This window comes from Nigerium massiliense, from assembly GCF_000826085.1.
Taxonomy (GTDB): domain Bacteria; phylum Actinomycetota; class Actinomycetes; order Propionibacteriales; family Propionibacteriaceae; genus Propioniciclava; species Propioniciclava massiliense.
In genome coordinates, this window is sequence record NZ_CCYM01000003.1 from 472,901 (window position 1) to 494,727 (window position 21,827).

The following is a 21,827-nucleotide window of genomic DNA, read 5'->3' on the forward strand; positions in this document are numbered from 1 at the left end:
TTCAGGCCTGGACATCCTTCGTGCCGGAGCGTTCGGTCTGCGCGGCGGCGTCCTCGCCACGGACGGAGAGCTCGACCACCGCGCGCGCCAATGCCTGCGCGGTGAGGCCGAGGTCGGCGAGGATCTCCTTGCGGGACCCCTGGTCGAGGAACTCCTGAGGGATGCCGACCTGGTGGACCCGACAGGCAACTCCGCGCTGCTCGAGCGTCCGCGTGAGCTGGGCGCCCACGCCGCCCGCGACGCCGCAGTCCTCCAGCGTGACGACGACGTCGTGCTCGGCGCACAGCGAAACGAGATCGTCGCTGATCGGCAGCGCCCACAGCGGGTCCGCGACCCGCACCGGGATGCCCTGCGCGGCGACCCGGTCGGCGACCTGGACGGCGAGGGCAGCGAACTGCCCGTAGCCGACGAGCAGGACCGTCGGGTCGATCGCGTCGGTGAGGATGTCGACGGAGCCGTGCCTGCCGACGGCGGGCAGCGGCTCGGGCAGCGACTCCTTGCTGAACCTGATGACCGTCGGCGCGTCGTCGACCGCCACCGCCTCACGCAAGGCGTCCGCGAGGCGCTCCTCGTCACGCGGGGCCGCCAGGCGCAGCCCGGGAACGATCGCGGCCAGCGAATGGTCCCACATGCCGTTGTGGCTGGGTCCGTCCGGGCCGGTGACGCCGGCGCGGTCGAGGACGAACGTCACGCCGAGCCGGTGCAGGGCCACGTCCATGAGAAGTTGGTCGAAGGCGCGGTTGAGGAACGTCGCGTAAACGGCGAAGACCGGGTGCAACCCGCCCCGGGCCAGGCCGGCGGCGAAGGTGGTGGCGTGCTGTTCGGCGATGCCGACGTCGAAGACCCGGTCGGGGTGCGCCTCGGCGAACGCGTGCAGGCCGGTCGGATACAGCATCGCCGCGGTGATGGCGACGAGCGCGGGATTCTCGTCCCCGAGCTCCACCATGAAGTCGGAGAAAGCCTGCGTCCACGTGCGCCGCGGGCTCACGCCCATGGGCTGACCCGTCACGCCGTCGATGCGGCCGACGGCGTGGAAGCGGTCCTCGTCGTTGCGCTCGGCGGCGTCGAAGCCCTTGCCCTTTTCCGTGATGGTGTGGACGATCACCGGGCCGTCGAAGTGCTTGGCGGCGTCGAACGCGCGCTCCAACTGGCCGATGTCGTGGCCGGGGATCGGCCCGAGGTACTTGATGCCGAGATCGGCGAACAGGTCTGTCGGGACGATGACGTCCTTCACGCCGCGCTTGAAGCCGTGCATCAGATCGTAGATGGGGCCGCCCAGCACCGGCGCCGACTTCACGCCCCGCTTGATCATGTCGAGGGTCTTCTCGTAGCGCCAGTCGGTGCGCAACTCCTGCAGGTGCAGTGCCAGGCCGCCCGCCGTCGGGGTGTAGGAGCGCCCGTTGTCGTTGACGACGATGATGAGCTTCAGCCCGTGCTCCACCGAGATGTTGTTGAGCGCCTCCCAGGCCATGCCGCCGGTGAGGGCGCCATCGCCCACGACCGCGACCACCGTGCGGTCCTCCCCACGCAGCTCGAAAGCCTTGGCCAGGCCGGACGCCCACGACAGCGCGGTGGACGCGTGACTGTTCTCCACCCAGTCATGCTCCGACTCGGCCCGGGACGGATAGCCCGACAGGCCGTCCTTTTGGCGGAGGTTGACGAAGTCGTCCTGGCGGCCGGTGAGGATCTTGTGGACGTAGCTTTGGTGCCCGGTGTCGAAGATGATCGGATCGTGCGGCGAGTCGAACACCCGGTGCAGCGCGATCGTCAACTCGACCACGCCCAAGTTGGGCCCCAGATGCCCGCCCGTGCGGCTGACCGAGCTGATCAGGAAGGTCCGGATCTCGTCGGCCAGCTGACCGAGCTCGCGCGAACTCAGCCCGCGCAGATCGCGGGGCCCCTTGACCCTCTCCAACAAAGACATGCGGACGATTCTAGCCATTCGGCCGTCGACAGCCTGCCCGACCTGACTCACAGCTTGCGAACGAAGTGCCGCCCGCGCAGCGCCTCCTCCACCAGCGCGACCTCGCGGCGCCGCCGGCGCAGCACCGCATCCTGCTCGTGCCAGGCCAGCGTCGCGGCCTCCAGAACCTCCGCCGCGATCAGGTCACCGAGCTTCACCCGCACCTCGGACAGCCCGGCCGCGCAAGCGCCCACCTGGGCCTCGACGCACTGAGCCGCGAACTGCGCCAGCACCACCGGGTGCCGCCGCAGCACCGGGTACTGGCGGTAGTCGGCCGGGCAGCAGTCCAGCAGGAACGCCGTCGCCGTGGCCTCCCAGTCGGGGGCGCCCGGCGGCCGCACCTCGGCCGGCCAGCCCGGCGGCACGTAGATGGTGGTCGGCTGCGCGTCGGCTTCGAAACGTCTCGTGGTGGTCGTCATGCTTGCCCCTTCTCGAACGTCTGTTCGATTCTAGGACGCGGGGCGCCCCCCAGCAAGCACGCACCGTCCGGTCAGCCGAACGTGACCACGACGGCCGCGGCGATCACCGCGGCACAGGCCAGCCCGATCACCCACGGACGCCACGGGCGCCTGCGCGGCCCCGACAGCGTCGCCAACGCGGCGACCAGCGGCAGCACCACCAGCGGCGCCCAGAGCCAGGCGCCGGGCAGCCAGGCCGTCCACAGCGGCGCGGACAGCACCACCGCGTCCATCACGAGCGCCCATTCCCAGCCGAGCCGCAGCACCCATCCGGACAGCGCGCTGCCGGCGACGGCCCCGGCCATGACCCCCACGATCGTCCAGGCGAGCGCATTCGGGTCGCCCGCGCCGTCCCCGAGCGGGTCGAACACGGAGTTGAGCACCGCGAAGACGAGACCGGCCACGACCACCGTCACGACCGCACCGAGATAGGAAAAGCCGATCCGGGAGCCCCCCGCAGGGGACTCCCGGATCCGGGTACTGAACTCGTCACTCATCGGCGACGAGGCTACCTGCTACTTCTGCTTCTTCAGCAGCGAGCGCAGCACGTACTGCAGGATGCCGCCGTTGCGGAAGTAGTCGGCCTCACCGGGCGTGTCGATGCGGACGACCGCGTCGAACACGATCGGCTCGCTCCCGTCCTTGGTCGCGGTGACCTTGACGGTCTTCGGCGTGCGGCCCTCGTTGAGCTCGGTGACGCCCTCGACGGCGAACACCTCTTCGCCGGTCAGGCCCAGCGAATCGGCGCTCTCGCCCTCGGGGAACTGCAGCGGCAGGACGCCCATGCCGATCAGGTTCGAGCGGTGGATGCGCTCGAAGCTCTCGGCGATGACGACCTTGACGCCCAGCAGCGACGTGCCCTTGGCCGCCCAGTCACGCGACGACCCGGAGCCGTACTCCTTGCCGGCCAGGATGACCAGCGGCGTCCCGGCCTTGGCGTAGTTCTGCGCCGCGTCGTAGACGAAGCTCACGGGGGCGTCGTCCTGGGTGAAGTCGCGGGTGTAGCCACCCTCGGTGCCCGGGGCGACCTGGTTGCGCAGCCGGATGTTCGCGAACGTGCCGCGGATCATGACCTCGTGGTTGCCGCGGCGCGACCCGTAGCTGTTGAAGTCCTTGCGGTCGACGCCGTGCTCGGTCAGGTACTGACCCGCCGGGGTGTCGGCCTTGATGCTGCCGGCCGGGCTGATGTGGTCGGTCGTGACCGAGTCGCCGAGCTTGAGCAGCACGCGGGCGTCCTTGACGTCGGAGACGGGCTCCGGCTCGTCGGGCATGCCCTCGAAGTACGGGGGCTTGCGGACGTAGGTGGAGTTGTCGTCCCACTCGAAGATGTTGCCCTCGGGGGTCGGCAGCGAACGCCACCGGTCGTCGCCGGCGAAGACGTCGGCGTAGCGCGACTCAAACATGTCGGAGCTGATCGAGCTACCGACGATCTCCTCGATCTGCTCGCTGCTCGGCCAGACGTCCTTCATGAAGACGTCGTTGCCGTCGGCGTCCTGGCCGATGGGCTCGGAGTCGAGGTCGATGTCCATCGTGCCGGCCAGTGCGTAGACCACCACCAGCGGCGGGGAGGCCAGGTAGTTCATCTTCACGTCGGGGCTGATGCGGCCCTCGAAGTTGCGGTTGCCCGACAGGACGGCCGTGACGGCCAGGTCGTTGTCGTTGACCGCCCGGGAGATCTCCGGGATCAGCGGGCCGGTGTTGCCGATGCAGGTGGTGCAGCCGTAGCCGACGGTGTTGAAGCCGAGCTCGTCCAGGTACTCCTGCAGGCCGGACTTGTTGTAGTAGTCGGTCACCACCTTGGAGCCCGGGGCCAGGGAGGTCTTCACCCACGGCTTGGGCTTGATGCCCTTCTCGACGGCGTTCTTGGCCACCAGGCCGGCGCCGATCATGACCGACGGGTTGGACGTGTTGGTGCACGACGTGATCGCCGCGACAGCGACGGCGCCGTGGTCGAGGTCGAACTCGGTGCCATCCGACAGCGTGACGTCGACCTTGTGCGACGGACGACCGGCGGTGTCACCGCCGGACTTGTCCGAGCCGGGTGCCGGCGAATCGTCGCTCTTGGCGTCCGGGCTGGTGGGGTCGGACGCGACCATCGTGTCGGCGACCTCGCGATCGTAGCCCTGCAGGTCGCCGTCGGAGTCGGAGACGTAGGTGGGCAGCACCTCGCGGAAGGCGTCCTTGGACTCGCTCAGCAAGATGCGGTCCTGCGGGCGCTTCGGGCCGGCGATGCTCGGCACCACCGTGGACAGGTCGAGCTCCATGTACTCGGAGTAGCGCGGCTCGTGGTCGGGGTCGTGCCACAGGCCCTGCTCCTTGGCGTAGGCCTCGACGAGCGCCACCTGCTCCTCGGAGCGGCCGGTCAGCCGCAGGTAGTCGGTGGTCTTCTCGTCGATCGGGAAGACCGCGATGGTGGAGCCGTACTCCGGGCTCATGTTGCCGATGGTGGCGCGGTTGGCCAGCGGCACCTCGGAGACGCCCGGGCCGTAGAACTCGACGAACTTGCCGACGACCTTGTGCTCGCGCAGCATCTCGGTGATGGTCAGCACCACGTCGGTGGCGGTGACGCCCTCGGGCAGCTTGCCCGACAGCTTGAAGCCCACGACGCGCGGGACGAGCATCGAGACGGGCTGGCCCAGCATGGCCGCCTCCGCCTCGATGCCGCCGACGCCCCAGCCGACGACGCCGAGGCCGTTGACCATGGTGGTGTGGGAGTCGGTGCCGACGCAGGTATCGGGGTAGGCCTGCAGGACGCCGTCCACCTCACGCGGGAAGATCACGCGGGCCAGGTTCTCGATGTTGACCTGGTGGACGATGCCGGTGCCCGGCGGGACGACCTTGAAGTCCTCGAACGCCCCCTGGCCCCAGCGGAGGAACTGGTACCGCTCGCCGTTGCGCTCGTACTCGACCTCCATGTTCTTCTGCATGGCGTCGTCGCTGCCGAAGAAGTCGACGATGACGGAGTGGTCGATGACCAGTTCGGCCGGCGACAGCGGGTTCACCTCGTCGGGATTGCCGCCCAGGTCGCCGATGGCCTCACGCATCGTGGCGAGGTCGACGATGCAGGGCACGCCGGTGAAGTCCTGCATCACCACGCGCGCGGGGGTGAACTGAATCTCGTCACTCGGATCGGCGTCGGCCTTCCAGGCACCCAGCCCCTTGATCTGATCCGCAGTGATGTTCGCGCCGTCCTCGGTGCGAAGCAGGTTCTCCAGCAGCACCTTCAGGCTGTACGGGAGGGTGTCGGAACCCTCGACCGCGTCCAGTCGGTAGATCTCATAGGTGGTACCCGACACATCCAATGTCGACTTCGCACCGAAACTGTTGACGCTCATGCGCTCTCCTGACGGTTGTGCGTATTGAACTATCTCGACATCAAGATAGCACTCATGGGGATGCCGTCCAGTGAATCTTCGTGCCCGAGTGCGGGTCTGTCCAGGTCAGTCCGTCCGCGACGGTTGCGCCGCACGCCGCTGCTCTGCGTACAGCTCGCGCAACTCGTCGTCGTGCATGACCAGATAGACCAGCCCGCAGTCGTGCGGCCCGCTGACCCCCATCTGGCACAGGGAGCACTTCTCCCCCGGCCGGATCGGGCACTTCGCTTCCACCAGACTCTTCCTCATCGGGGCCATTCTCTCACCTGACGAGGATCGCTACCGACTCGACGTGATGAGTCATCGGAAAGAGATCGAACGCGCGCAGACCCTGGACCCGCCAGCCGTCCGCCAGCGCCGTGGCGAGGTCGCGCGCCAGGGCCGCGGGATCGCAGGCGACATAGGCGATGGCGCGCGGGCCGCGCTCCAGGACTGCGCGGATGACCGCCCGCCCCGCCCCGGTGCGCGGCGGGTCGAGGACGACGAGGTCGAGATCCGACGGCAGCTTGCGCAGCGACCGCTCGACCGCCCCGGCCACGAAGCGAGCCTCGGGGACGTTGCGGCGCGCGAGAGCGACGGCGTCCAAGCTGCCCTCGATGCCGACGACGTCCACGCCCGCGTCGACGAGGGCCCCGCTGAACAGCCCGACCCCGCAATAGAGGTCGGCCGCCGTTTCGCCCCGACGCGGGGACAGCCCCTCGAGCACGGCCTCCACGAGGACGTCCGCCGCCTGCGGGTGCACCTGCCAGAACCCGTTCGCCGCGACGTCCCACCGGCGGTGCGCGGCGCGCTCGGGGAGCACCGTCGCGTCCCGCAGGTCTCCCCAGTGGACGCCCTCCTGCGACAGCGCCCCGATGACCTGGTCGCCCTGCGGCGCGCCGGACGGTGGCACGGCCAACTCGGGCGCCGCGATGCGGCAGCCGCCCGGGGGCAGCGGCACGACCGTGTCCGAACGTGCTGCCCGCAGCCCCCACGCATCGCCGGCGCGGTGGTAGCGCATCCGGCGGCGCCAACCCAGGGCGTCCGGGTCGGCGGCCTCCACCGGGACGTGCGCGTCCACGCCCGCGAGGCGGCGGAGCTGCTCGGCCACGACCTGCTCCTTCAGTTCCCGCTGGGCTCCGACCGCGACGTGCTGGAAGTCGCAGCCGCCGCACTCGCCGGCGATCGGGCAGGGCGCGGGAACGCGGTCGTCCGAGGCCCGAAGAACCTCCGCGACGTCCGCGCGTCCGAACCGCTTGCCCACCTCGCGGACGCGCAGCGTGACGGTCTCCCCCTCCAACGCGTGCCGGACGAACCAGACGTAGCCGTCCAGCCGCGCCACCCAGTGACCGCCGTGCGCGACGGGGCCGACGACCACCGGCCCCAGGACGTCGCCCGGCCGCGCCGTCACCTCACTCATCGATGTGGGTGCCGCGGAGGACCGAGCCGCGTCCCGAGGGTCGGCGCCACCCGGCGGGCGGGTTGCGCTTCGCCCGGGCGATGGCGTGCTTGCCCGAGGCGAGCAGGTAGGGCACGGCCGTCACCATCACGCCGGGCATGAGGTTGAGCCTCGCCTTGAGGAACAGCCCGGTCTGGTTGTGGAGCATGCGCTCCCACCAGTGCCCGACGATGTACTCCGGCAGGTAGACGCACACGACATCGCGCGGGTTGCCGGAGCGGATGCCGCGGATGTAGTTGAGGAACGGCGCGGCCACCTCGCGGTAGGGCGACGCGATCACCTTCAGCGGTACGCCGAGGTCCTGTTCCTCCCACTCGGCGCGCATCCGGCGAACGGCGTCCGGGTCGATGCCGACCGTGACGGCCTCGATCGTGTTGGGCCGCGCGGCGCGGGCGAAGTTCACCGCGCGCATCGTCGGCTTGTCGATGTCGTTGACGAGGATCACCGACCGCACCCGGCTGGGCAGCGTGCGCGCCTCGGCCGGATCGAAGGCGACCTCGCGGGCCACGTTGTCGTAATGGCGGCGGATCGCCTTCATCACGACGTACAGCGCCGCCATCGCCAGGATCGCCAGGTACGCGCCGTAGAGCAGCTTCGAGGCGAGGACGATGATCAGCACCGTCCCGGTGCAGGTGAGGCCGATGCCGTTGATGATGCGCGAGCGGGTCATCGTCGCGCGCACCTTCGGGTCCCGCTCGGTGCGCAGGTGGCGCGTCCAGTGGCGCATCATGCCGAACTGGCTGACGGTGAACGACACGAACACCCCGACCACGTACAGCTGGATCAGCGCGGTGACGCTGGCGTTGAAGATGAGGACGAGCACCGCGGCCGCGCCGGCCAGAAGCATGATGCCGTTGCTGAAGGCGAGCCGGTCGCCGCGGGTGTACAGCGCGCGGGGCAGGTAGCCGTCGCGCGCGAGGATCGAGCCCAGCACGGGGAAGCCGTTGAACGCGGTGTTGGCCGCCAGGATCAGGATGATCATCGTCATCGTGATGACGAAGTAGAACCCCGGGGGGAAGCTGTCGAACACGGTCGAGGCGAGTTGGCCCATGGTCGTGTCATGGCTGCCCTGGACGGGGACGCCGTTCTTCGTGAAGTACGAGCCGCCCCGCTCGTCGATCATCTTGGCGCCGGTGAGGTTGGCCAGGACGATGATGCCGCCCAGCATGCTCAGCGCGACGGCGCCCAGCAGCGCGAGCGTGGTGGCGGCGTTGCGGCTCTTCGGCTCCTTGAACGCCGGGACGCCGTTGCTGATCGCCTCGACGCCGGTCAGCGCCGCACAACCGGACGAGAACGCCCGCGCCAGCAGCGCCACCAGGGCGAACCCGGTCATCGTCGAGTAGAAATCGTCGCCGACGACGCCCAGGTCGGCCGTCGGCGCCCGGAGCTCGTCGCCCAGGACGAAGATGCGGATCAGCCCCCAGGCCACCATGCCGAGGACGGCGACCATGAAGCCGTACGTGGGGATCGCGAACGCGGTGCCGGACTCCCGGACGCCGCGCAGGTTCATCGCCATCAGCAACACGATCACGACCGCGGCGATCGGGCCCTCGTGCCCGCTGATCAGCGGGATCATCGCCTTCGCGTTCTGCACCCCCGACGAGACCGACACGGCGACCGTCAGCACGTAGTCGACGAGCAGCGCGCTGGCGACGACCAGGCCGGCGTCGGCGCCGACGTTGACCGTCGCCACCTCGTAATCCCCGCCTCCCGACGGGTAGGCGTGCACCGTCTGCCGGTACGACAGGACGACGACCGCCATCACGACACCGACGGCGATGGCGATGGGCCACGAGAACGCGAAGCCGGCGAGGCCGGCCAGGCTCAGCGTGAGGAGGATTTCGTCTGGCGCGTAGGCCACCGAACTCAGCGCGTCCGACGCGAAGACCGGAAGCGCGATGCGCTTCGGCAGCAGCGTCTCCCCCAGTTGCGCGCTGGCGAGCTTGCGCCCGACGAGCAAACGCTTGAGGCTATCAGCAAGGTTCACGGCGGTACACTCTAGTCACGCCGGAGCCGTGCTTCGGCGTCGATCATCTGCGAGAAGGGCAGTGGGTTGCACATCGTCATCATGGGTTGTGGCCGCGTCGGGTCGTCCCTGGCCCGCGCCCTCGAGCGCCGCGGCCACAGCGTCGCCGTCATCGACATGAACGGCGACTCCTTCCGCCGGCTCGGCCCGACCTTCCGCGGCAAGACCGTCAAGGGCGTGGGGTTCGACCGCAAGGTGCTGGTCACGGCCGGCATCAAGGAGGCGGACGGCTTCGCCGCGGTCTCCAGCGGCGACAACTCCAACATCCTCGCGGCGCGGGTCGTCCGCGAGACGTACGGCGTCCACAACGTCGTGGCACGCATCTACGATCAGGGCCGCGCCGAGGTGTACGAGCGGCTGGGCATCCCGTCGGTCGCGACGGTGCGCTGGGCGGCCGATCAGGTGCTGCGCCGACTGTTGCCGGAGGGTTCCGAGCCGCAGTGGCGCGACCCGTCGGGCAGCGTCCGCCTCATCCAGGTGTTCGCGCACAGCGCCTGGGTCGGCAGTTCGATCGGCGCCATGTCGCGGGCTGCGCGCGCCCCCATCCCGTTCCTGACCCGGTTCGGCCAAGGCATGATCCCGCAGGACTCGACGCTGTTCCAGGACGGCGACCTCGTCTACGTGGCCTGCGCCAACGACGACGTCTCGACCGTGGAATCCATCCTGGGCGCGCCGCCCGTCCAGCACTGAGCTCACCGTCACTGAAAGGCACCACATGCGCGTCGCCATCGCCGGAGCGGGTAACGTCGGGCGGTCCATCGCCCGCGAGCTGCTGGCCAACGGCCACCGGATCCTCCTGATCGACCGGGATCCCGCCGCCATCAAGACCGAGTCGGTCCCGGGCGCCGAGTGGCTGCTCGCGGACGCCTGCGAGCTCGCCTCCCTGGAGGAGGCGCAGCTCGACAAGGTGGACGTCGCCATCGCCGCCACGGGCGACGACAAGGCGAACCTCGTCCACTCCCTCGTCGCCAAGACCGAGTTCGCGGTGCCCCGAACCGTCGCCCGCGTCAACCACCCCAGCAACGAGTGGATGTTCGACGAGGTGTGGGGCGTCGACGTCGCCGTCTCGACGCCGCGCCTGATGTGCGCCCTCGTCGAGGAGGCCGTCACGGTGGGCGACCTCGTGCGGCTGTTCAGCTTCCGCGGCGGCATGACGAACCTGGTGGAGATGACGCTCCCGTTCGACAGCCCGTGCGTCGGACGCCGCATCGGCGACCTGAACCTGCCCGGCGACTTCGTCCTCGTGGCGGTCATCCGGGACGCGGAGGCCCGCGCCCCCGAGCGCGACGGCGCGCTGGAGGGCGGCGACGAACTGCTGTTCATCGGCAACCCCGAGCACGAGATGGAGCTGGCGCAGTTCCTCGCGCCGAGCGAGCAGCGCTCGCCCGTCGGCGACCACGACGAGACCCTCGACACCGCCTAAGACGGCAGCGCCTCAGAGCAGCTGGTACCAGGGGTTGTAGATGCGGCGCTGACCCTCGTCGTCGGAGATGCGGCCCTCCACCACGAGGTCGCGGCCGGCGTCGATGCCGGGAATCTCCCGGCGTCCCATGAAGATCAGCGAGACGGTGCCCGTCCCGTCGGACATCTCCGCCTCCAACCACGGCGTGGCGTGGATCGGGTGCACGGTGAGCACCTGGATCGTGCCGCGCAGCCGCACCTTCTCGCGGTCGCTGCACTGGGCGACCGTGTTGGCGCCCACAAATTCGGCCTCACGGCGGCGCTCGTCGGAGGCCAATTCGTCGGTGGAGCGTCCCAGCCTGCTGAACCAGTCCTTGATCGTCGCCACGCCTCGTCCTTTCCCCGGGTCAGGAGCCCTCGCCGGCCGATTCCGGCAGCGCCAGCGTGATCAGCTCGCCCGGGACCCGCGGCGCGTCGTCGCGACGGACGATGATGTTGCGGAAGAACTCGACGAACGTGTCGGCGGGGGCTTCCTCGCCCTCCGTCATGCCGGCCTGCCCCATGAGCGTACCGCGCAGCAGCCAGCGGGGACCTTCGACCATCCAGATGCGGGAGACGTGGAACATCTGCTCGCCCTCGGGGCCCTCCATCGGCAGGACACGGCGCACCTCGGGGCCGAACGGCCCGTCGGCCACCTCGGCGGAACCGCCCGCCTGCTCTGACTCTTCGACGGTGTCCTCGCGCAATTCGTCGGCGAGGCCGCCCGTGCGCGGCGCGGCGAACAGAGCCAGCTCCAGCCCAGAGTTCTCGTACAACGCCAGCGCCGCGTAGATCGACTGGGACTCCTCGTCGCCGTGCAGCTGGAGGTTCATGCCGGGAAAGGGCGTCACGATGAGCGGACCGAAGGGGATGCGCTCCACCTCGTCCGCTTCGAGGTCGACCTCGGTGTAGTCGAAGGGACCGTCGGCGCGGTGGTCGATCTCCTCGGCGTCGTCCCCGCCTTCGAGGTCGTCGTCGGCGTCCTGGAAGGTCTCGTCGTTCTCATCGGGGTCGACCACCGTCGGGTTCTCGTCCTTCTTGCGGTTCTTACGCCCAAAGATCACTGCTCATCCCTTCACTTCGTCGGCGCGGACGCCTCGTGCGACCAGCCGCTGACTCCCCCGGTGGAACCGTGTCCGCCCTCACCGCGCTGGCTCGAGGGTAGTTCCGTCACCTCGTCGAACCGGGCGCGTCCTACGCGTTGGAAGACTAGCTGGGCCACGAGGTCGCCCCGGCGGAGTATCACCGGCGCGTGGCGGTCGGTGTTGAGCAGACAGACCTTGATCTCGCCGCGGTAGCCCGCGTCGACGGTGCCCGGGGCATTCACGATCGTGATGCCCGACCGCGCGGCGAGCCCCGACCGCGGATGGACGAAAGCCGCCCACCCCTCGGGGAGCGCGATGGCGATGCCGGTGCCCACGAGCACGCGCTCGCCCGGATCGATCGTCACGTCGGCGGTCGTGGCCAGGTCGGCGCCCGCGTCCCCGTCGCGCGCGTAGCGCGGGGCAGGCAGGTCGGGGTCGAGTCGGCGCAGCAGGACGCGGGGCTCCTCGATGCTCATCGCAGGTCGCTCCCGGCGCCGTGGCGGGCGCGTCCGCGGGTCAGCGCGGCCAGCAGCTGCTGCGGGCGCCGCGTCGAGACGAGCCAGTAGGGGTGCGGGTCGGCGGCGTCCCTCACCGGTACCTCCACCGCCTCCGGAATGTAGGGCCGCGCCACCACGAACGCCCGGGCGTCCGCGAGGGGCCCCTGCCGGTCCTGCGACGCGAGGCGATCGAGCGCCTGCGGTTCGCCGAGGTACTCCCACTCCAGCAGCGAGCGGCCCACCGTCAGCCCTCGCTCGTCGACGATGACGAGATCCCGTCCGATCAGCAGCAGCGCCGCCGCGATCAGCGCGGCGCACAGCAGCGTGGCGGCGACCGCAACCTCGGGGCCGAGGTAGAAGCCGACGGCCGACACCGTCGTCAGGCCGAAGGCCGCCGCGATGAACCAGTACGACACCGGGACGGACAGCCTCTCGCGATACAGCACGCGGCTACGGTAGCGCGGCGAACAGGCCTGACTACAATGTGGCCCCGGGGCCGGAGCGTCCGCCCTCACCATCGAAGGAGCACGTGCATGTCCCTGACCCGCAACCTCATGTGGAACGCCTACTCCGGGCTGCTCACCGCCGCGACCATGTTCGTGGCCCACAAGGTGCTCGACACGACGTGGCAGACCGTCACCGGCGACGAGGCGCCCGATCCGAACGACCCCGCCACCCCGGCCCGCGACGCCGTGCTGTGGGCGATCGCGAGCGGTTTGGGCATCGGGGTCTCCCAGCTCCTTGTGAACCGGTTCGCCGCCCGTCGGTGGGAGAAGTTCACCGGCGAGACGCCGTCCCCGCGCCGCGTCAACGTCACGATGTGAGTCCCGAGCTCTCCGCACACTGACTTAAGCAGCGGCGCCGCCGCCCGGCTGTGGGCGGCGGCGCTGTCGCGTTCCTCGGGCTGAGTCACCCGGCGCAATCGACGCAGTAGAACTGGCCGTTCTTCTCCTTGGCGATCTGGCTGCGGTGCTTCACGAGGAAGCAGGACGCGCAGGTGAACTCATTCTGCTGCCGCGGCAGGACACGCACGGTCAGTTCCTCGTGCGAGAGATCCGCGCCGGGCAGCTCGAAGGCCTCGGCGGCCTCCACCTCGTCTTCGTCGACCTTGCCTGAATTCTTGTCGTTACGACGGTTCTTCAGTTCCTCAATGCTGTCTTCGCTCTCCTCGTCGGTCTTGCGAGGGGCGTCGTAGTCGGTGGCCATGGTTCCTTTCGTCATGTTCACGTGCTCAAACCCGCGCCATGAATACCACACGCGCGAAGCAGGGGACAGCCCCCGAGATCCTTCCGGCTCCAGGGCTTGGCAACCGGGATTCCAGCCGTGACGCGGTAGGTTACTTTCGACAGCGACACAAGTCCGCTGAAACGGCCGGGGCCCGCCCCGCTCTTCGCCGCTGGTGATGCTCGAATCGGCGTCCACCCGCGGCAACGCCCAGGAGCGAGCGGGTATTCCCCTCCCCTGCCATGGTCGTGCGGGCTCGCCGAAGGGACAACTGGAGAATCACATGGACAGTGCACTGCGACCACGCGACATCCAGGCCCGTATCAGGGCCGGGGAATCGGTCGACGATGTGGCGCGCGCGGCCGGCGTTCCCGCCCAGAACATCGACGCCTTCGCCGCCCCGGTGATCGCCGAGCGCGAGCACATCGCCGGCCTCGCGCTGTCGCACCCGGTGCGGCGGCGGGGCGAGACGACGTCCAACCGCGCCCTGCGCCAGGCCGTGCACGAGACCCTGACCGCCCGCGGCATCGACGACGATGACGTCGCCTGGGACGCCTGGAAGATCGAGGGACGCCGTTGGCAGGTCCGCGGCCTGCTGGCCACCGGCTCCACCGAACGCACCGCGCTGTTCGTCTACGACCTCAACGGGCGCTTCTCCGTCGCGGCGAACGAGGACGGCCGCTGGATGATGGGCGACGAGCCGCCGAGCATCATCGCCGCCGACCCGCCCGCCGGGGACGACGACCTGGCGATCGTCCGGGCCATCCAGTCCGTCCCCAGCGTCGACGACCGGGCCGAGGAGGACGAGATCGAGTCCCCGCGCCCGGCGCCGCCCTACGCGGCGAGCGGCACCGACATCGACGACGCCTTCGCCGAGGGCGAGCTCGCCGAGGTGGACGGCGTCTACGACATCGTGCCCAGCAGCCGGGCCGACCTCGACGTGCTCTACGACATGCTGTCCAGCTTCGACGAAGACTCGGTGCGCATCTACTCCGGGCTGGTGCACTCGCGTGGCGAGGACGGGCCCGTGCTCGACGCCGACCCGAACGAGGACCCCACCGTCGTGCTGCCGCGCCTCGACGAGGCCGGGGTCCAGGACGCGCGCGACGGGCGAGCCGGCGGGTCGGACGACCGAGCCGACGGCTCGTCCCACCACGAGACGGACGCCGAGACCCTGGACTTCCCCCAGGACACCGGACGGCCCGCGCGCGACGAGGGCCTCCCGGTCCCGCCGGCCCCAGGCGTGCCGCACCGGGTCGAGACGGCCGAGGATGAGGCCGAGGTCGACCACTCGCACACGCCCGAGTCCGCCCCAACCCCGGAGGTGGTGACGCTGCCGGCCGACCGGCGACCGGACGCCGAGATCACCGGGGGCGAGGAAGCGGCGCTCGCCGAGCCCACCGCGCCGGACCCGGCGGATCCGGAGCCCGCCGCCGCGCATGTGCGCGCGGACGAGGACGTGGAGACCCTCCCGATCGAGCACCCGGCCGCCGAGGCTGCCGCGGAGTCCGATCCGGAGGCGGCGCCCGCCGAGCCCGTCGTCGCGGAGCCGGCACCCGAGGACGCCGACCCCGTCGAGGCGGACGACCACCTGTTCGGCCCGGCGTCCGACGCCCCGGATGAGTCCCAGCCCGACGACCTGGAGGGCGCGCCACTCGCGGGCGACGACCACGCGTCGCCGGAGCCGGCGGCGTCCGATGACCACGTCGACCCCACGTCCGAGGACCAGGACGACCCCGACGCGGAGAAGACGGTGACCGTGCGGCCACGTCGCCGCCGGGCCACCCAGCCGTCGCTGGTCGATGATGAGACGGGGCCGGTTCCCTCGTCGCGTCCGCGCAAGGGCAAGCGGGCCTCGGTGCCCAGCTGGGACGAGATCATGTTCGGCTCGCCCCGCAAGCAGGATTGAGCCCCAGCCCCCTCGGGACCGATCGCGGGCCCTCGCGCTCGGCGGCGACATGGAGGACGCCGCCGTCGCGCCGAGGCGCCTGGCACCGGCCCCGACGGGATCACCCCTAGCGGGGGCCGTCCCCGGCGTCCCCGAACGGCAGCGGGTCGCCGGGTAGCGCGACGCCGCTCACGTTCGCGGTCTGCCTGCGGCGGTGGTGCTGGCGGCACAGCACCTCGTAGCGCACCTCCGCGGGGCGCTCGCCGTCGATGTCCCCCACAGCCACCTGGTCGCCCTCGGTGACCATCACGCCGTTCACCACCCGCGCGTTGTGCGTGGCGACGCGCCCGCACCAGCACCGCGGGCGCGCCTGCAGCAGCTCGATCGTGTCGCTCAGCTCCATGAGCCGGCGCGAGCCCGGGAAGAGCTCGGTGCGAAAATCGGTGAGGATGCCGAAGCAGTAGACGTCCACCTCGAGGTCGTCCACGACGCGGGCGAGCAGGTCGACCTGGGCGGGCGTGTAGAACTGCGCCTCGTCGCACACGAGGAAGTCCACGCGGCGGCCGGCCATGATGTCCTGGGTGACGAAGGCGAAGAAGTCGAACGCGTCGTCCACCTCGACCGCGGGCTCGACCATCCCCAGCCGCGACGAGATGCGCGCCTCCCCCGAGCGGTCCTGACGCGTGAACCGGTGGCCGCGACGCCCGGCGCTGGTCTCGGTGAAGTCGATCTGCAGGGCCAGCGTCGACTTGCCGCAGTTCATCGGCCCCGTGAAGTAGCGAAGCGACGCCATCAATCCACCAGGAGCGCGACCCGCACCTCGGCGGGGGTCAGGGAGCCGTGCATGCCGATCAGGCTGAACTCCTGGGGCTGTTGCCGCGTCATCACCGCGCCGCCGCCGGCCATCGCCACCAGGACGTCGCCGAACCGGGGGGCCAGCCGGGCCGCCACCTCGCCGAACCAGCCCTCGGCGATCGCCTCGTCGCGGGTGCGCACCCACGCGTCCTCGCCGAACCGGTCCGCCCAGCGCCGCGCGACCGCCCCGGGCTCCCGCGTGTAGAGCTGACGCAGCCGGCCCTCGCCGCCCAGCAGGTCGACGCCGGCCAGCAGCTCGGGCTCGTCATCGACGAGCACCTGGTCGGCGGGAGCGACGTCGACCATGCCGTGATCTCCGGTCACCACCAGCCGGACGTCGCCGGGCAACTCCGCGCGCAGGCGGGCGGCGAGGGCGTCCACCCGGGCGAGCGTGTCCGTCCAGGCGTCCGACCGCCAGCCCCGCCCGTGGCCGACGTGATCGAGCTCGCGCTCGTAGAAATAGACGAGGGCGCGCTCCCCCTCCGTCGCGGCTGCCACCCCGCTGCGGACGCGCTGGTCCTCGTCCCTCTCGTCGGGCACGGGGGCGAACCGCGCGCCACGCATGCTGGCGTCGGTCAGGCCGGTGCCTGCGAACCGCGCGGGCGCGACCATCGAGACCGCGACGCCGGTCTTGGCCAGGCGCTCTAAGGCGGTGAGCCGCGGCTGGACGTCGAGCCCGGACAACCCGCTCTCCCAGGCCAGGGCGTTGAGGAGCCTCTCCGGCGCGAACGGGTGGCGGAACGTGTAGCCGGCGATGCCGTGCTGGCCCGGGGTCAGCGCCGACCCGAGGCTGGTGAGGCTCGTCGCCGTGGTGCTGGGGACGCCGCAGGTCAGCTTTCGCCGGGACAGCAGCGACGCCAGGTAGGGCGCGTGTTCGGCGCGCTCGGCGAGGAGGCTCTCGCCGAGGCCGTCCACCATCATGACGACCCAACGGTCGGACGCCGGGAGGCCCAACGTGTCCTCCCAGCCGAGCCCCCAGCCCGACGCGATACTCGGGACGAGCTCGGCCAGTGTGGAGCTCCCGTAGCGCGGAAGCAGCGGTTCGCTCACGCCGCTCCCGTGCCCGTGGCCCGCTGCAACGCCGTGCCGAAGTCGATGAGGCGGTGCAGCGGCCCGGTGCCGTCCGCGGCGGAGCTGACGCGGACGGTGAGGTCGTCGGACGCGTCCGATGCGGTGTACCCGTGGTCGGCGTCGCAGTCCGGGTCACCACAGGTGGCGGGCTCGATCTCGAGCCGACGCATCACCCCCCAGCCGATGGACAGCCACACCTCGGTGGGCTGCATGCCGCCCGTGCCGTACCGCTCGGGGTTCGTGACGACATGGGTCAGCGACACCGAGCGGATCTGGGACAGGGCGACGGACTCGATCGTGGACAGCGCCTGGGTGGGCCCGGGCTGATCCCCGTCGTCGGTGTGGCTGACCAGGAAACGCGTCGGCGTGAGCACCAGCACGGTCACGTGGCGGTGGATCGCGTCGTGGTTGAACGTGGCCTCGTGATGGACGACGGAGTTCACGACGCGCTCGTCCCCGATGGCCTGGGCGAGCGTGGCCTCGATGAACTGGGGGAAGTAGCCGGACGCGACGATCGCGTCGTGGAGATCCCGGGTCAGCCCGCCTGTTGTCATTGGGCCATCCTCCCACTTCTGCCGGGCACGGCAAAAGCAGCCGGGGTCCACGGCGTTCGCGCGGTTGAGCGCCGAACCGCTAAGTTCGGGCGCATGAGTAACCGGCCCTTCGTCGCCGCCCGCATCGAGCTGTGGCTCGACCGACGCCTCGAGAAGTTCTTCCGCGGCAGGGGCTGGCGCGAGCGCGTCATCACGTACTCCGGCTACGGCAGCGAGGACGGCGCCCGCGTCCTGGCCCGCATCGTGCTGGCGCCGCAGTTCCGAGACTCCCAGATCGGCAAGGCGGCCGAGCAGTTCCTGCACCGCCGCGGCTGGCGCAACTTCCTGACGGCCGCCTGCGTGCACCAGCGCTACTCGATCCGGTTCGGCGACGCCGTCGTCGAGGGCACCACCGACCGGGGCGGCTACGTCGACCACCGGCTGCGCGGCCACGGCCAGTCCCCCGGCTGGCAGCAGGCGACGATCCTGCCCGAGGGCGTGGACGAGGGGGAACAGGCGGACGTGCTGGTCGTCAAGAACGACGAGACGTTCGGCATCATCAGCGACATCGACGACACGGTGCTCACGACGCTGCTTCCGCGCCCGATGGTGGCCGCGTGGAACTCCTTCATCGTCACCGAGTCCGCGCGCCAGGCCGTGCCGGGCATGGCGGCGCTGTACCGCGAGCTGCTCGCGGCCCACCCGGACGCGCCGATCATCTTCCTGTCCACCGGCGCGTGGAACACCCAGCCGTTCCTGCGCCGCTTCCTCAAGCGGCACAACTTCCCCGACGGCCCGATGCTGCTGACCGACTGGGGCCCGACGAACACCGGCTGGTTCCGCTCGGGCCAAGCCCACAAGCGCGAGTCGCTGCTGCAGCTGTGCCTCGACCTGCCCAACATCACGTGGCTGCTGGTCGGCGACGACGGCCAGCACGATCCGGAGATCTACGGCGACTTCGCCCGCAACGACGCCCCGCGCGCGCGGCTCATCGCCATCCGCCAACTCAACCCGACCGAGCAGTTCCTCGCCCACGGCACCACCGAACCCATCGCTCCGGACGATCCCCACGAGCGCGCCGACGTCGAGACCATCAGCGCCCCCGACGGCCGCGGGCTGCTCGCGCAGCTGCGCCAGCGCGGCCTGCTGACCCGCTGAATCCGGGCGCGGCGGTGTCCGCGTCCGGCGAAACCCGGCGCCCAAATGCGGGCCCAAGCGCCGCTGACAGGGAACAATGTCGGGGGTTTCCCAGCGTGTGACCAGTGAGGAGTGAGCAACGGCCATGGCCAAGACGCCCGTCGACGACGAGCCCGTCGAGAACATCGTCAACATCGACGTCTCGGAGGAGATGGAGACAAGCTTCCTCGAGTACGCGTACTCCGTCATCTACTCCCGCGCGCTCCCCGACGCCCGCGACGGCCTCAAGCCCGTGCAGCGGCGCATCCTGTACTCGATGGACGACATGGGCCTGCGCCCCGACCGCCCCCACGTGAAGTGCGCCCGCGTCGTCGGCGACGTGATGGGCAAGCTGCACCCCCACGGCGACACCGCCATCTACGACGCGTTGGTCCGCATGGGACAGCCGTGGGCGGTCCGGCTGCCGGTGATCGACGGGCACGGCAACTTCGGCTCCCTGGACGCCGGCCCCGCCGCCATGCGCTACACCGAGTGCCGCATGGCGCCCGCCGCGCTCGCGATGACCCGCGGGCTGGACGAGGACACCGTCGACTTCCGGCCCAACTACGACGGCAAGCTCGACGAGCCGGTCGTGCTGCCCGCCGCCTTCCCGAACCTCCTGGTCAACGGCTCGACCGGCATCGCGGTCGGCATGGCCACCAACATCCCGCCGCACAATCTGGTGGAGTGCGTGCAGGCGATCAAGCACCTCCTCAAGCACCCGGACGCCTCGGTCGACGACCTCATGCGGTTCCTCCCCGGACCCGACCTCCCCAGCGGGGGCAAGATCATCGGGCTGGACGGCGTCCGCGACGGCTACCACCACGGCCGCGGCAGCTTCAAGATCCGCGCGACGGCCCGCGTCGAGCAGGTCAGCCCGCGCCGCAAGGGCATCGTCGTCACCGAGCTGCCCTACATGGTCGGTCCCGAGCGCATCATCGAGCAGATCAAGACGCTCGTGCAGTCGAAGAAGATCTCCGGCATCGCCGACGTCAAGGACCTCACCGACCTGACCAAGGGGCTACGGCTCGTCATCGAGGTCAAGAACGGCATCAACCCGGACGCGCTGCTCGAGCAGCTCTACAAGCACACGAAACTCGAGGACAACTTCGGCATCAACATGGTGGCGCTGGTCGACGGCCAGCCGCAGACGCTGTCCCTGCTGGACGCGCTGCGCGTCTACACCGACCACCGCCTCGACGTGACCCTGCGACGCACACGCTTTCGCTACGAGAAGGCGTCCGCCGACCTGCACCTCGTCCAGGGACTGCTCATCGCGATCGCCGACATCGACGACGTCATCGCGATCATCCGCGGTTCGGACGACGTGGCGTCCGCCCGGGCCAAGCTCATCGAGGTCTTCGACCTGTCCGAGACGCAGGCCAACTACATCCTCGACCTGCAGCTGCGCCGTCTCACCAAATTCAGCCAGATCGAGCTGGAGAAGCGGCGCGAGGAGCTCGAGCGCACCATGGCCGAACTGGCCAACATCATCGAGAACGACGCCGAGCTGCGCACCCTGGTCGCGCGCGAGCTCGACGAGGTGGCCCGCGAGCACGGGACGCCGCGGCGCACCATCCTGCTGGCCGGTTCGGGCGCCTCGGTGAGCGCGTCCACCGCCCCGCTGGAGATCGCCGACGACCCGTGCTGGGTGATGCTGAGTTCGACGGGGCTGGTGGCCCGCGCCGACACCGACGAGGCGATGCCGGCCTCCGGGCGCCGGGCCCAGCACGACCTCATCAGTTCCGCGATCCGCACGACCGCGCGCGGCGAGTACGGCGTCCTGACGTCGGCGGGGCGCGTGGTGCGCGCCCAGGCGATCGAACTGCCGAGCATCGCGCTCACCGCGGACGCGCCCACGCTCCAGGGCGGCTCCCCCATCGCCGAGCTCGTCGCCCTCGACAAGGACGAGCGTGTCCTCGCCCTCACCACGCTCGCCGACAGCACCTTCGGCTGGGCGCTGGGCACCCGGAACGGCGTCGTCAAGCGGGTCAACCCCGAACTGCTCAACCGGGACGCCTGGGAGGTCATCCGGCTCGACGCCGGCGACGAGGTCGTCGGCGCGCTCGAACTGGCCGGCGACGAGGGCGAGCTCACGTTCATCACCACCGACGCCCAACTGCTGCATTTCCCGGTCTCCTCCGTGCGCCCACAGGGCCGCTCGGGTGGCGGCGTCGCCGGCATCCGGCTGGCCGAGGGCGCCCACGCGCTCTGGTTCGGCGTCGTCGACGACCCGGACGCCGTCGTCGCGACGGTCTCCGGGTCGTCGTCCGCGCTGCCGGGCACGCAGGCAGGGTCGGTCAAGGTGACGCCGTTCGCCGAATATCCCGGCAAGGGACGCGGCACCGGCGGCGTCCGGTGCCACCGGTTCCTGCGGGGCGAGGACGCCCTCATCAACGCGTGGGCCGGTCCCGTCCCCGCGGTGGCCGCCGCCGAGAGCGGCGCGCCCGTCGAGCTGCCGGCGGCCTCCGACCGGCGCGACGGCTCCGGGGTCGCGCCGCCCATGCCGATCGCCGCGGTGGGCACTCGCCGGCACTGACCGGACCCTGGCGTCCCCGGACGCGACAGGGCCCGCGCCGCCGACGCGACGCGGGCCCGGAGGTCCCCCGAGGATCTCACCGCACGGTGAGCGTCCCGATCTGCGGAGCGTCGCTGGAGTTGCCCGCGAAGACCGCGAATTCGCCCGTCGGCACGGCGAAGCCGCGCTCGGCGTACGACCACGCCGACAGCGGATGGTTCGTCGCGTTGGGGTCGACCGTGATCGTGACCTTCTTCGACTCGCCCGGCTCGAGCGTGATC

Annotated in this window: 22 protein-coding genes; 6 read left to right on the top strand and 16 right to left on the bottom strand. The window is 70.6% G+C overall.

All coding sequences use genetic code 11. The features are described 5' to 3' along the window. Position 1 precedes the first annotated feature (1 nt). The 7 genes from dxs to BN1187_RS08650 form a co-directional block, all read right to left on the bottom strand. Positions 2 to 1,924 (bottom strand): 1-deoxy-D-xylulose-5-phosphate synthase, encoded by a 1,923-nt coding sequence (gene dxs, locus BN1187_RS08620; RefSeq protein WP_040160875.1) that lies wholly within the window; start codon positions 1,922 to 1,924, stop codon positions 2 to 4. 47 nt (positions 1,925 to 1,971) lie between these two features. After that, the gene (locus BN1187_RS08625; RefSeq protein ID WP_052462530.1) at positions 1,972 to 2,382 is read right to left on the bottom strand and encodes a hypothetical protein; all 411 of its coding nucleotides are present in this window, start codon (positions 2,380 to 2,382) and stop codon (positions 1,972 to 1,974) included. Positions 2,383 to 2,453: 71 nt separating this feature from the next. Continuing rightward, positions 2,454 to 2,918 (bottom strand): hypothetical protein, encoded by a 465-nt coding sequence (locus BN1187_RS08630; RefSeq protein WP_040160877.1) that lies wholly within the window; start codon positions 2,916 to 2,918, stop codon positions 2,454 to 2,456. An 18-nt stretch (positions 2,919 to 2,936) separates the two neighbouring features. After that, positions 2,937 to 5,756: an aconitate hydratase gene (locus BN1187_RS08635; RefSeq protein WP_040160879.1), complete on the bottom strand. Its 2,820-nt coding sequence runs from the start codon at positions 5,754 to 5,756 to the stop codon at positions 2,937 to 2,939. Positions 5,757 to 5,861: 105 nt separating this feature from the next. Then, complete coding sequence (locus tag BN1187_RS08640) at positions 5,862 to 6,044, bottom strand: DUF6767 domain-containing protein (protein ID WP_040160881.1); 183 nt, start codon at positions 6,042 to 6,044, stop codon at positions 5,862 to 5,864. A gap of 13 nt (positions 6,045 to 6,057) precedes the next feature. Next, complete coding sequence (locus BN1187_RS08645; RefSeq protein ID WP_040160883.1) at positions 6,058 to 7,194, bottom strand: class I SAM-dependent RNA methyltransferase; 1,137 nt, start codon at positions 7,192 to 7,194, stop codon at positions 6,058 to 6,060. Then, a complete protein-coding gene (locus BN1187_RS08650; RefSeq protein WP_040160886.1) occupies positions 7,187 to 9,220 on the bottom strand; it encodes an APC family permease in 2,034 nt (677 codons plus the stop codon). The genes BN1187_RS08645 and BN1187_RS08650 overlap by 8 nt, the downstream gene beginning before the upstream one ends. A gap of 81 nt (positions 9,221 to 9,301) precedes the next feature. Here BN1187_RS08650 and BN1187_RS08655 point away from each other — a divergent pair, with 81 nt between their 5' ends. Together BN1187_RS08655 and BN1187_RS08660 are read left to right on the top strand one after the other, a co-directional pair. Beyond that, the gene (locus BN1187_RS08655; RefSeq protein WP_082034728.1) at positions 9,302 to 9,949 is read left to right on the top strand and encodes a potassium channel family protein; all 648 of its coding nucleotides are present in this window, start codon (positions 9,302 to 9,304) and stop codon (positions 9,947 to 9,949) included. A gap of 25 nt (positions 9,950 to 9,974) precedes the next feature. Further along, the gene (locus BN1187_RS08660) at positions 9,975 to 10,682 is read left to right on the top strand and encodes a potassium channel family protein (protein ID WP_052462532.1); all 708 of its coding nucleotides are present in this window, start codon (positions 9,975 to 9,977) and stop codon (positions 10,680 to 10,682) included. Between the two features lie 12 nt (positions 10,683 to 10,694). Here BN1187_RS08660 and BN1187_RS08665 read toward each other — a convergent pair whose 3' ends face one another. From BN1187_RS08665 to BN1187_RS08680, 4 genes are read right to left on the bottom strand one after another with little or no spacing between them, the layout of a single operon-like run. Continuing rightward, a complete protein-coding gene (locus BN1187_RS08665; RefSeq protein WP_040160890.1) occupies positions 10,695 to 11,048 on the bottom strand; it encodes a single stranded DNA-binding domain-containing protein in 354 nt (117 codons plus the stop codon). A 19-nt stretch (positions 11,049 to 11,067) separates the two neighbouring features. Beyond that, positions 11,068 to 11,763, bottom strand: coding sequence for a DUF3710 domain-containing protein (locus BN1187_RS08670; RefSeq protein ID WP_052462533.1), 696 nt, complete (start codon positions 11,761 to 11,763; stop codon positions 11,068 to 11,070). A gap of 11 nt (positions 11,764 to 11,774) precedes the next feature. Then, a complete protein-coding gene (dut, locus tag BN1187_RS08675) occupies positions 11,775 to 12,260 on the bottom strand; it encodes a dUTP diphosphatase (RefSeq protein ID WP_040160891.1) in 486 nt (161 codons plus the stop codon). Beyond that, positions 12,257 to 12,727, bottom strand: a complete 471-nt coding sequence (locus BN1187_RS08680; RefSeq protein ID WP_072042026.1) for a DUF3093 domain-containing protein — start codon at positions 12,725 to 12,727, stop codon at positions 12,257 to 12,259. Before BN1187_RS08680 ends, dut begins: the two co-directional genes overlap by 4 nt. Before the next feature lie 87 nt (positions 12,728 to 12,814). Here BN1187_RS08680 and BN1187_RS08685 point away from each other — a divergent pair, with 87 nt between their 5' ends. Next, positions 12,815 to 13,105 (top strand): DUF4235 domain-containing protein, encoded by a 291-nt coding sequence (locus tag BN1187_RS08685; RefSeq protein WP_040160894.1) that lies wholly within the window; start codon positions 12,815 to 12,817, stop codon positions 13,103 to 13,105. Between the two features lie 85 nt (positions 13,106 to 13,190). Here the strand turns inward: BN1187_RS08685 and BN1187_RS08690 are convergent, their stop codons facing one another. Then, positions 13,191 to 13,487 carry a DUF4193 domain-containing protein gene (locus BN1187_RS08690; RefSeq protein WP_040160896.1) on the bottom strand — a complete coding sequence of 99 codons (297 nt, stop codon included), beginning with the start codon at positions 13,485 to 13,487 and terminating at the stop codon, positions 13,191 to 13,193. Between the two features lie 196 nt (positions 13,488 to 13,683). Between BN1187_RS08690 and sepH the strand changes: the two genes are divergently transcribed. Then, the gene (gene sepH, locus BN1187_RS08695; RefSeq protein WP_147675101.1) at positions 13,684 to 15,414 is read left to right on the top strand and encodes a septation protein SepH; all 1,731 of its coding nucleotides are present in this window, start codon (positions 13,684 to 13,686) and stop codon (positions 15,412 to 15,414) included. A gap of 106 nt (positions 15,415 to 15,520) precedes the next feature. Here the strand turns inward: sepH and BN1187_RS08700 are convergent, their stop codons facing one another. The 3 genes from BN1187_RS08700 to BN1187_RS08710 are packed head-to-tail and all read right to left on the bottom strand — an operon-like array spanning position 15,521 to position 17,873. Then, positions 15,521 to 16,186, bottom strand: a complete 666-nt coding sequence (locus BN1187_RS08700; RefSeq protein ID WP_040160898.1) for a thymidine kinase — start codon at positions 16,184 to 16,186, stop codon at positions 15,521 to 15,523. Next, positions 16,186 to 17,298: an alkaline phosphatase family protein gene (locus BN1187_RS08705; protein ID WP_052462536.1), complete on the bottom strand. Its 1,113-nt coding sequence runs from the start codon at positions 17,296 to 17,298 to the stop codon at positions 16,186 to 16,188. The genes BN1187_RS08700 and BN1187_RS08705 overlap by 1 nt, the downstream gene beginning before the upstream one ends. Next, positions 17,295 to 17,873 carry a DUF5998 family protein gene (locus BN1187_RS08710; protein WP_040160900.1) on the bottom strand — a complete coding sequence of 193 codons (579 nt, stop codon included), beginning with the start codon at positions 17,871 to 17,873 and terminating at the stop codon, positions 17,295 to 17,297. Before BN1187_RS08710 ends, BN1187_RS08705 begins: the two co-directional genes overlap by 4 nt. A 93-nt stretch (positions 17,874 to 17,966) precedes the next feature. Between BN1187_RS08710 and BN1187_RS08715 the strand changes: the two genes are divergently transcribed. Beyond that, on the top strand, positions 17,967 to 19,010 hold the full coding sequence (locus tag BN1187_RS08715; protein WP_040160902.1) for an App1 family protein: 1,044 nt from the start codon (positions 17,967 to 17,969) through the stop codon (positions 19,008 to 19,010). 124 nt (positions 19,011 to 19,134) lie between these two features. Beyond that, positions 19,135 to 21,567, top strand: coding sequence for a DNA gyrase/topoisomerase IV subunit A (locus BN1187_RS08720; RefSeq protein WP_040160904.1), 2,433 nt, complete (start codon positions 19,135 to 19,137; stop codon positions 21,565 to 21,567). A 76-nt stretch (positions 21,568 to 21,643) separates the two neighbouring features. Here the strand turns inward: BN1187_RS08720 and BN1187_RS14645 are convergent, their stop codons facing one another. After that, positions 21,644 to 21,826, bottom strand: coding sequence for a fibronectin type III-like domain-contianing protein (locus BN1187_RS14645; RefSeq protein ID WP_218184681.1), 183 nt, complete (start codon positions 21,824 to 21,826; stop codon positions 21,644 to 21,646). Position 21,827 lies beyond the last annotated feature (1 nt).

Bases quoted from the DNA above. Each gene is read 5' to 3' on its own strand.
- dxs (WP_040160875.1), bottom strand. From the start codon at position 1,924: ATGTCTTTGTTGGAGAGGGTCAAGGGGCCCCGCGATCTGCGCGGGCTG.
- BN1187_RS08625 (WP_052462530.1), bottom strand. From the start codon at position 2,382: ATGACGACCACCACGAGACGTTTCGAAGCCGACGCGCAGCCGACCACC.
- BN1187_RS08630 (WP_040160877.1), bottom strand. From the start codon at position 2,918: ATGAGTGACGAGTTCAGTACCCGGATCCGGGAGTCCCCTGCGGGGGGC.
- BN1187_RS08635 (WP_040160879.1), bottom strand. From the start codon at position 5,756: ATGAGCGTCAACAGTTTCGGTGCGAAGTCGACATTGGATGTGTCGGGT.
- BN1187_RS08640 (WP_040160881.1), bottom strand. From the start codon at position 6,044: ATGAGGAAGAGTCTGGTGGAAGCGAAGTGCCCGATCCGGCCGGGGGAG.
- BN1187_RS08645 (WP_040160883.1), bottom strand. From the start codon at position 7,194: ATGAGTGAGGTGACGGCGCGGCCGGGCGACGTCCTGGGGCCGGTGGTC.
- BN1187_RS08655 (WP_082034728.1), top strand. From the start codon at position 9,302: ATGGGTTGTGGCCGCGTCGGGTCGTCCCTGGCCCGCGCCCTCGAGCGC.
- BN1187_RS08660 (WP_052462532.1), top strand. From the start codon at position 9,975: ATGCGCGTCGCCATCGCCGGAGCGGGTAACGTCGGGCGGTCCATCGCC.
- dut (WP_040160891.1), bottom strand. From the start codon at position 12,260: ATGAGCATCGAGGAGCCCCGCGTCCTGCTGCGCCGACTCGACCCCGAC.
- BN1187_RS08685 (WP_040160894.1), top strand. From the start codon at position 12,815: ATGTCCCTGACCCGCAACCTCATGTGGAACGCCTACTCCGGGCTGCTC.
- BN1187_RS08690 (WP_040160896.1), bottom strand. From the start codon at position 13,487: ATGGCCACCGACTACGACGCCCCTCGCAAGACCGACGAGGAGAGCGAA.
- sepH (WP_147675101.1), top strand. From the start codon at position 13,684: ATGCTCGAATCGGCGTCCACCCGCGGCAACGCCCAGGAGCGAGCGGGT.
- BN1187_RS08700 (WP_040160898.1), bottom strand. From the start codon at position 16,186: ATGGCGTCGCTTCGCTACTTCACGGGGCCGATGAACTGCGGCAAGTCG.
- BN1187_RS08710 (WP_040160900.1), bottom strand. From the start codon at position 17,873: ATGACAACAGGCGGGCTGACCCGGGATCTCCACGACGCGATCGTCGCG.
- BN1187_RS08715 (WP_040160902.1), top strand. From the start codon at position 17,967: ATGAGTAACCGGCCCTTCGTCGCCGCCCGCATCGAGCTGTGGCTCGAC.
- BN1187_RS08720 (WP_040160904.1), top strand. From the start codon at position 19,135: ATGGCCAAGACGCCCGTCGACGACGAGCCCGTCGAGAACATCGTCAAC.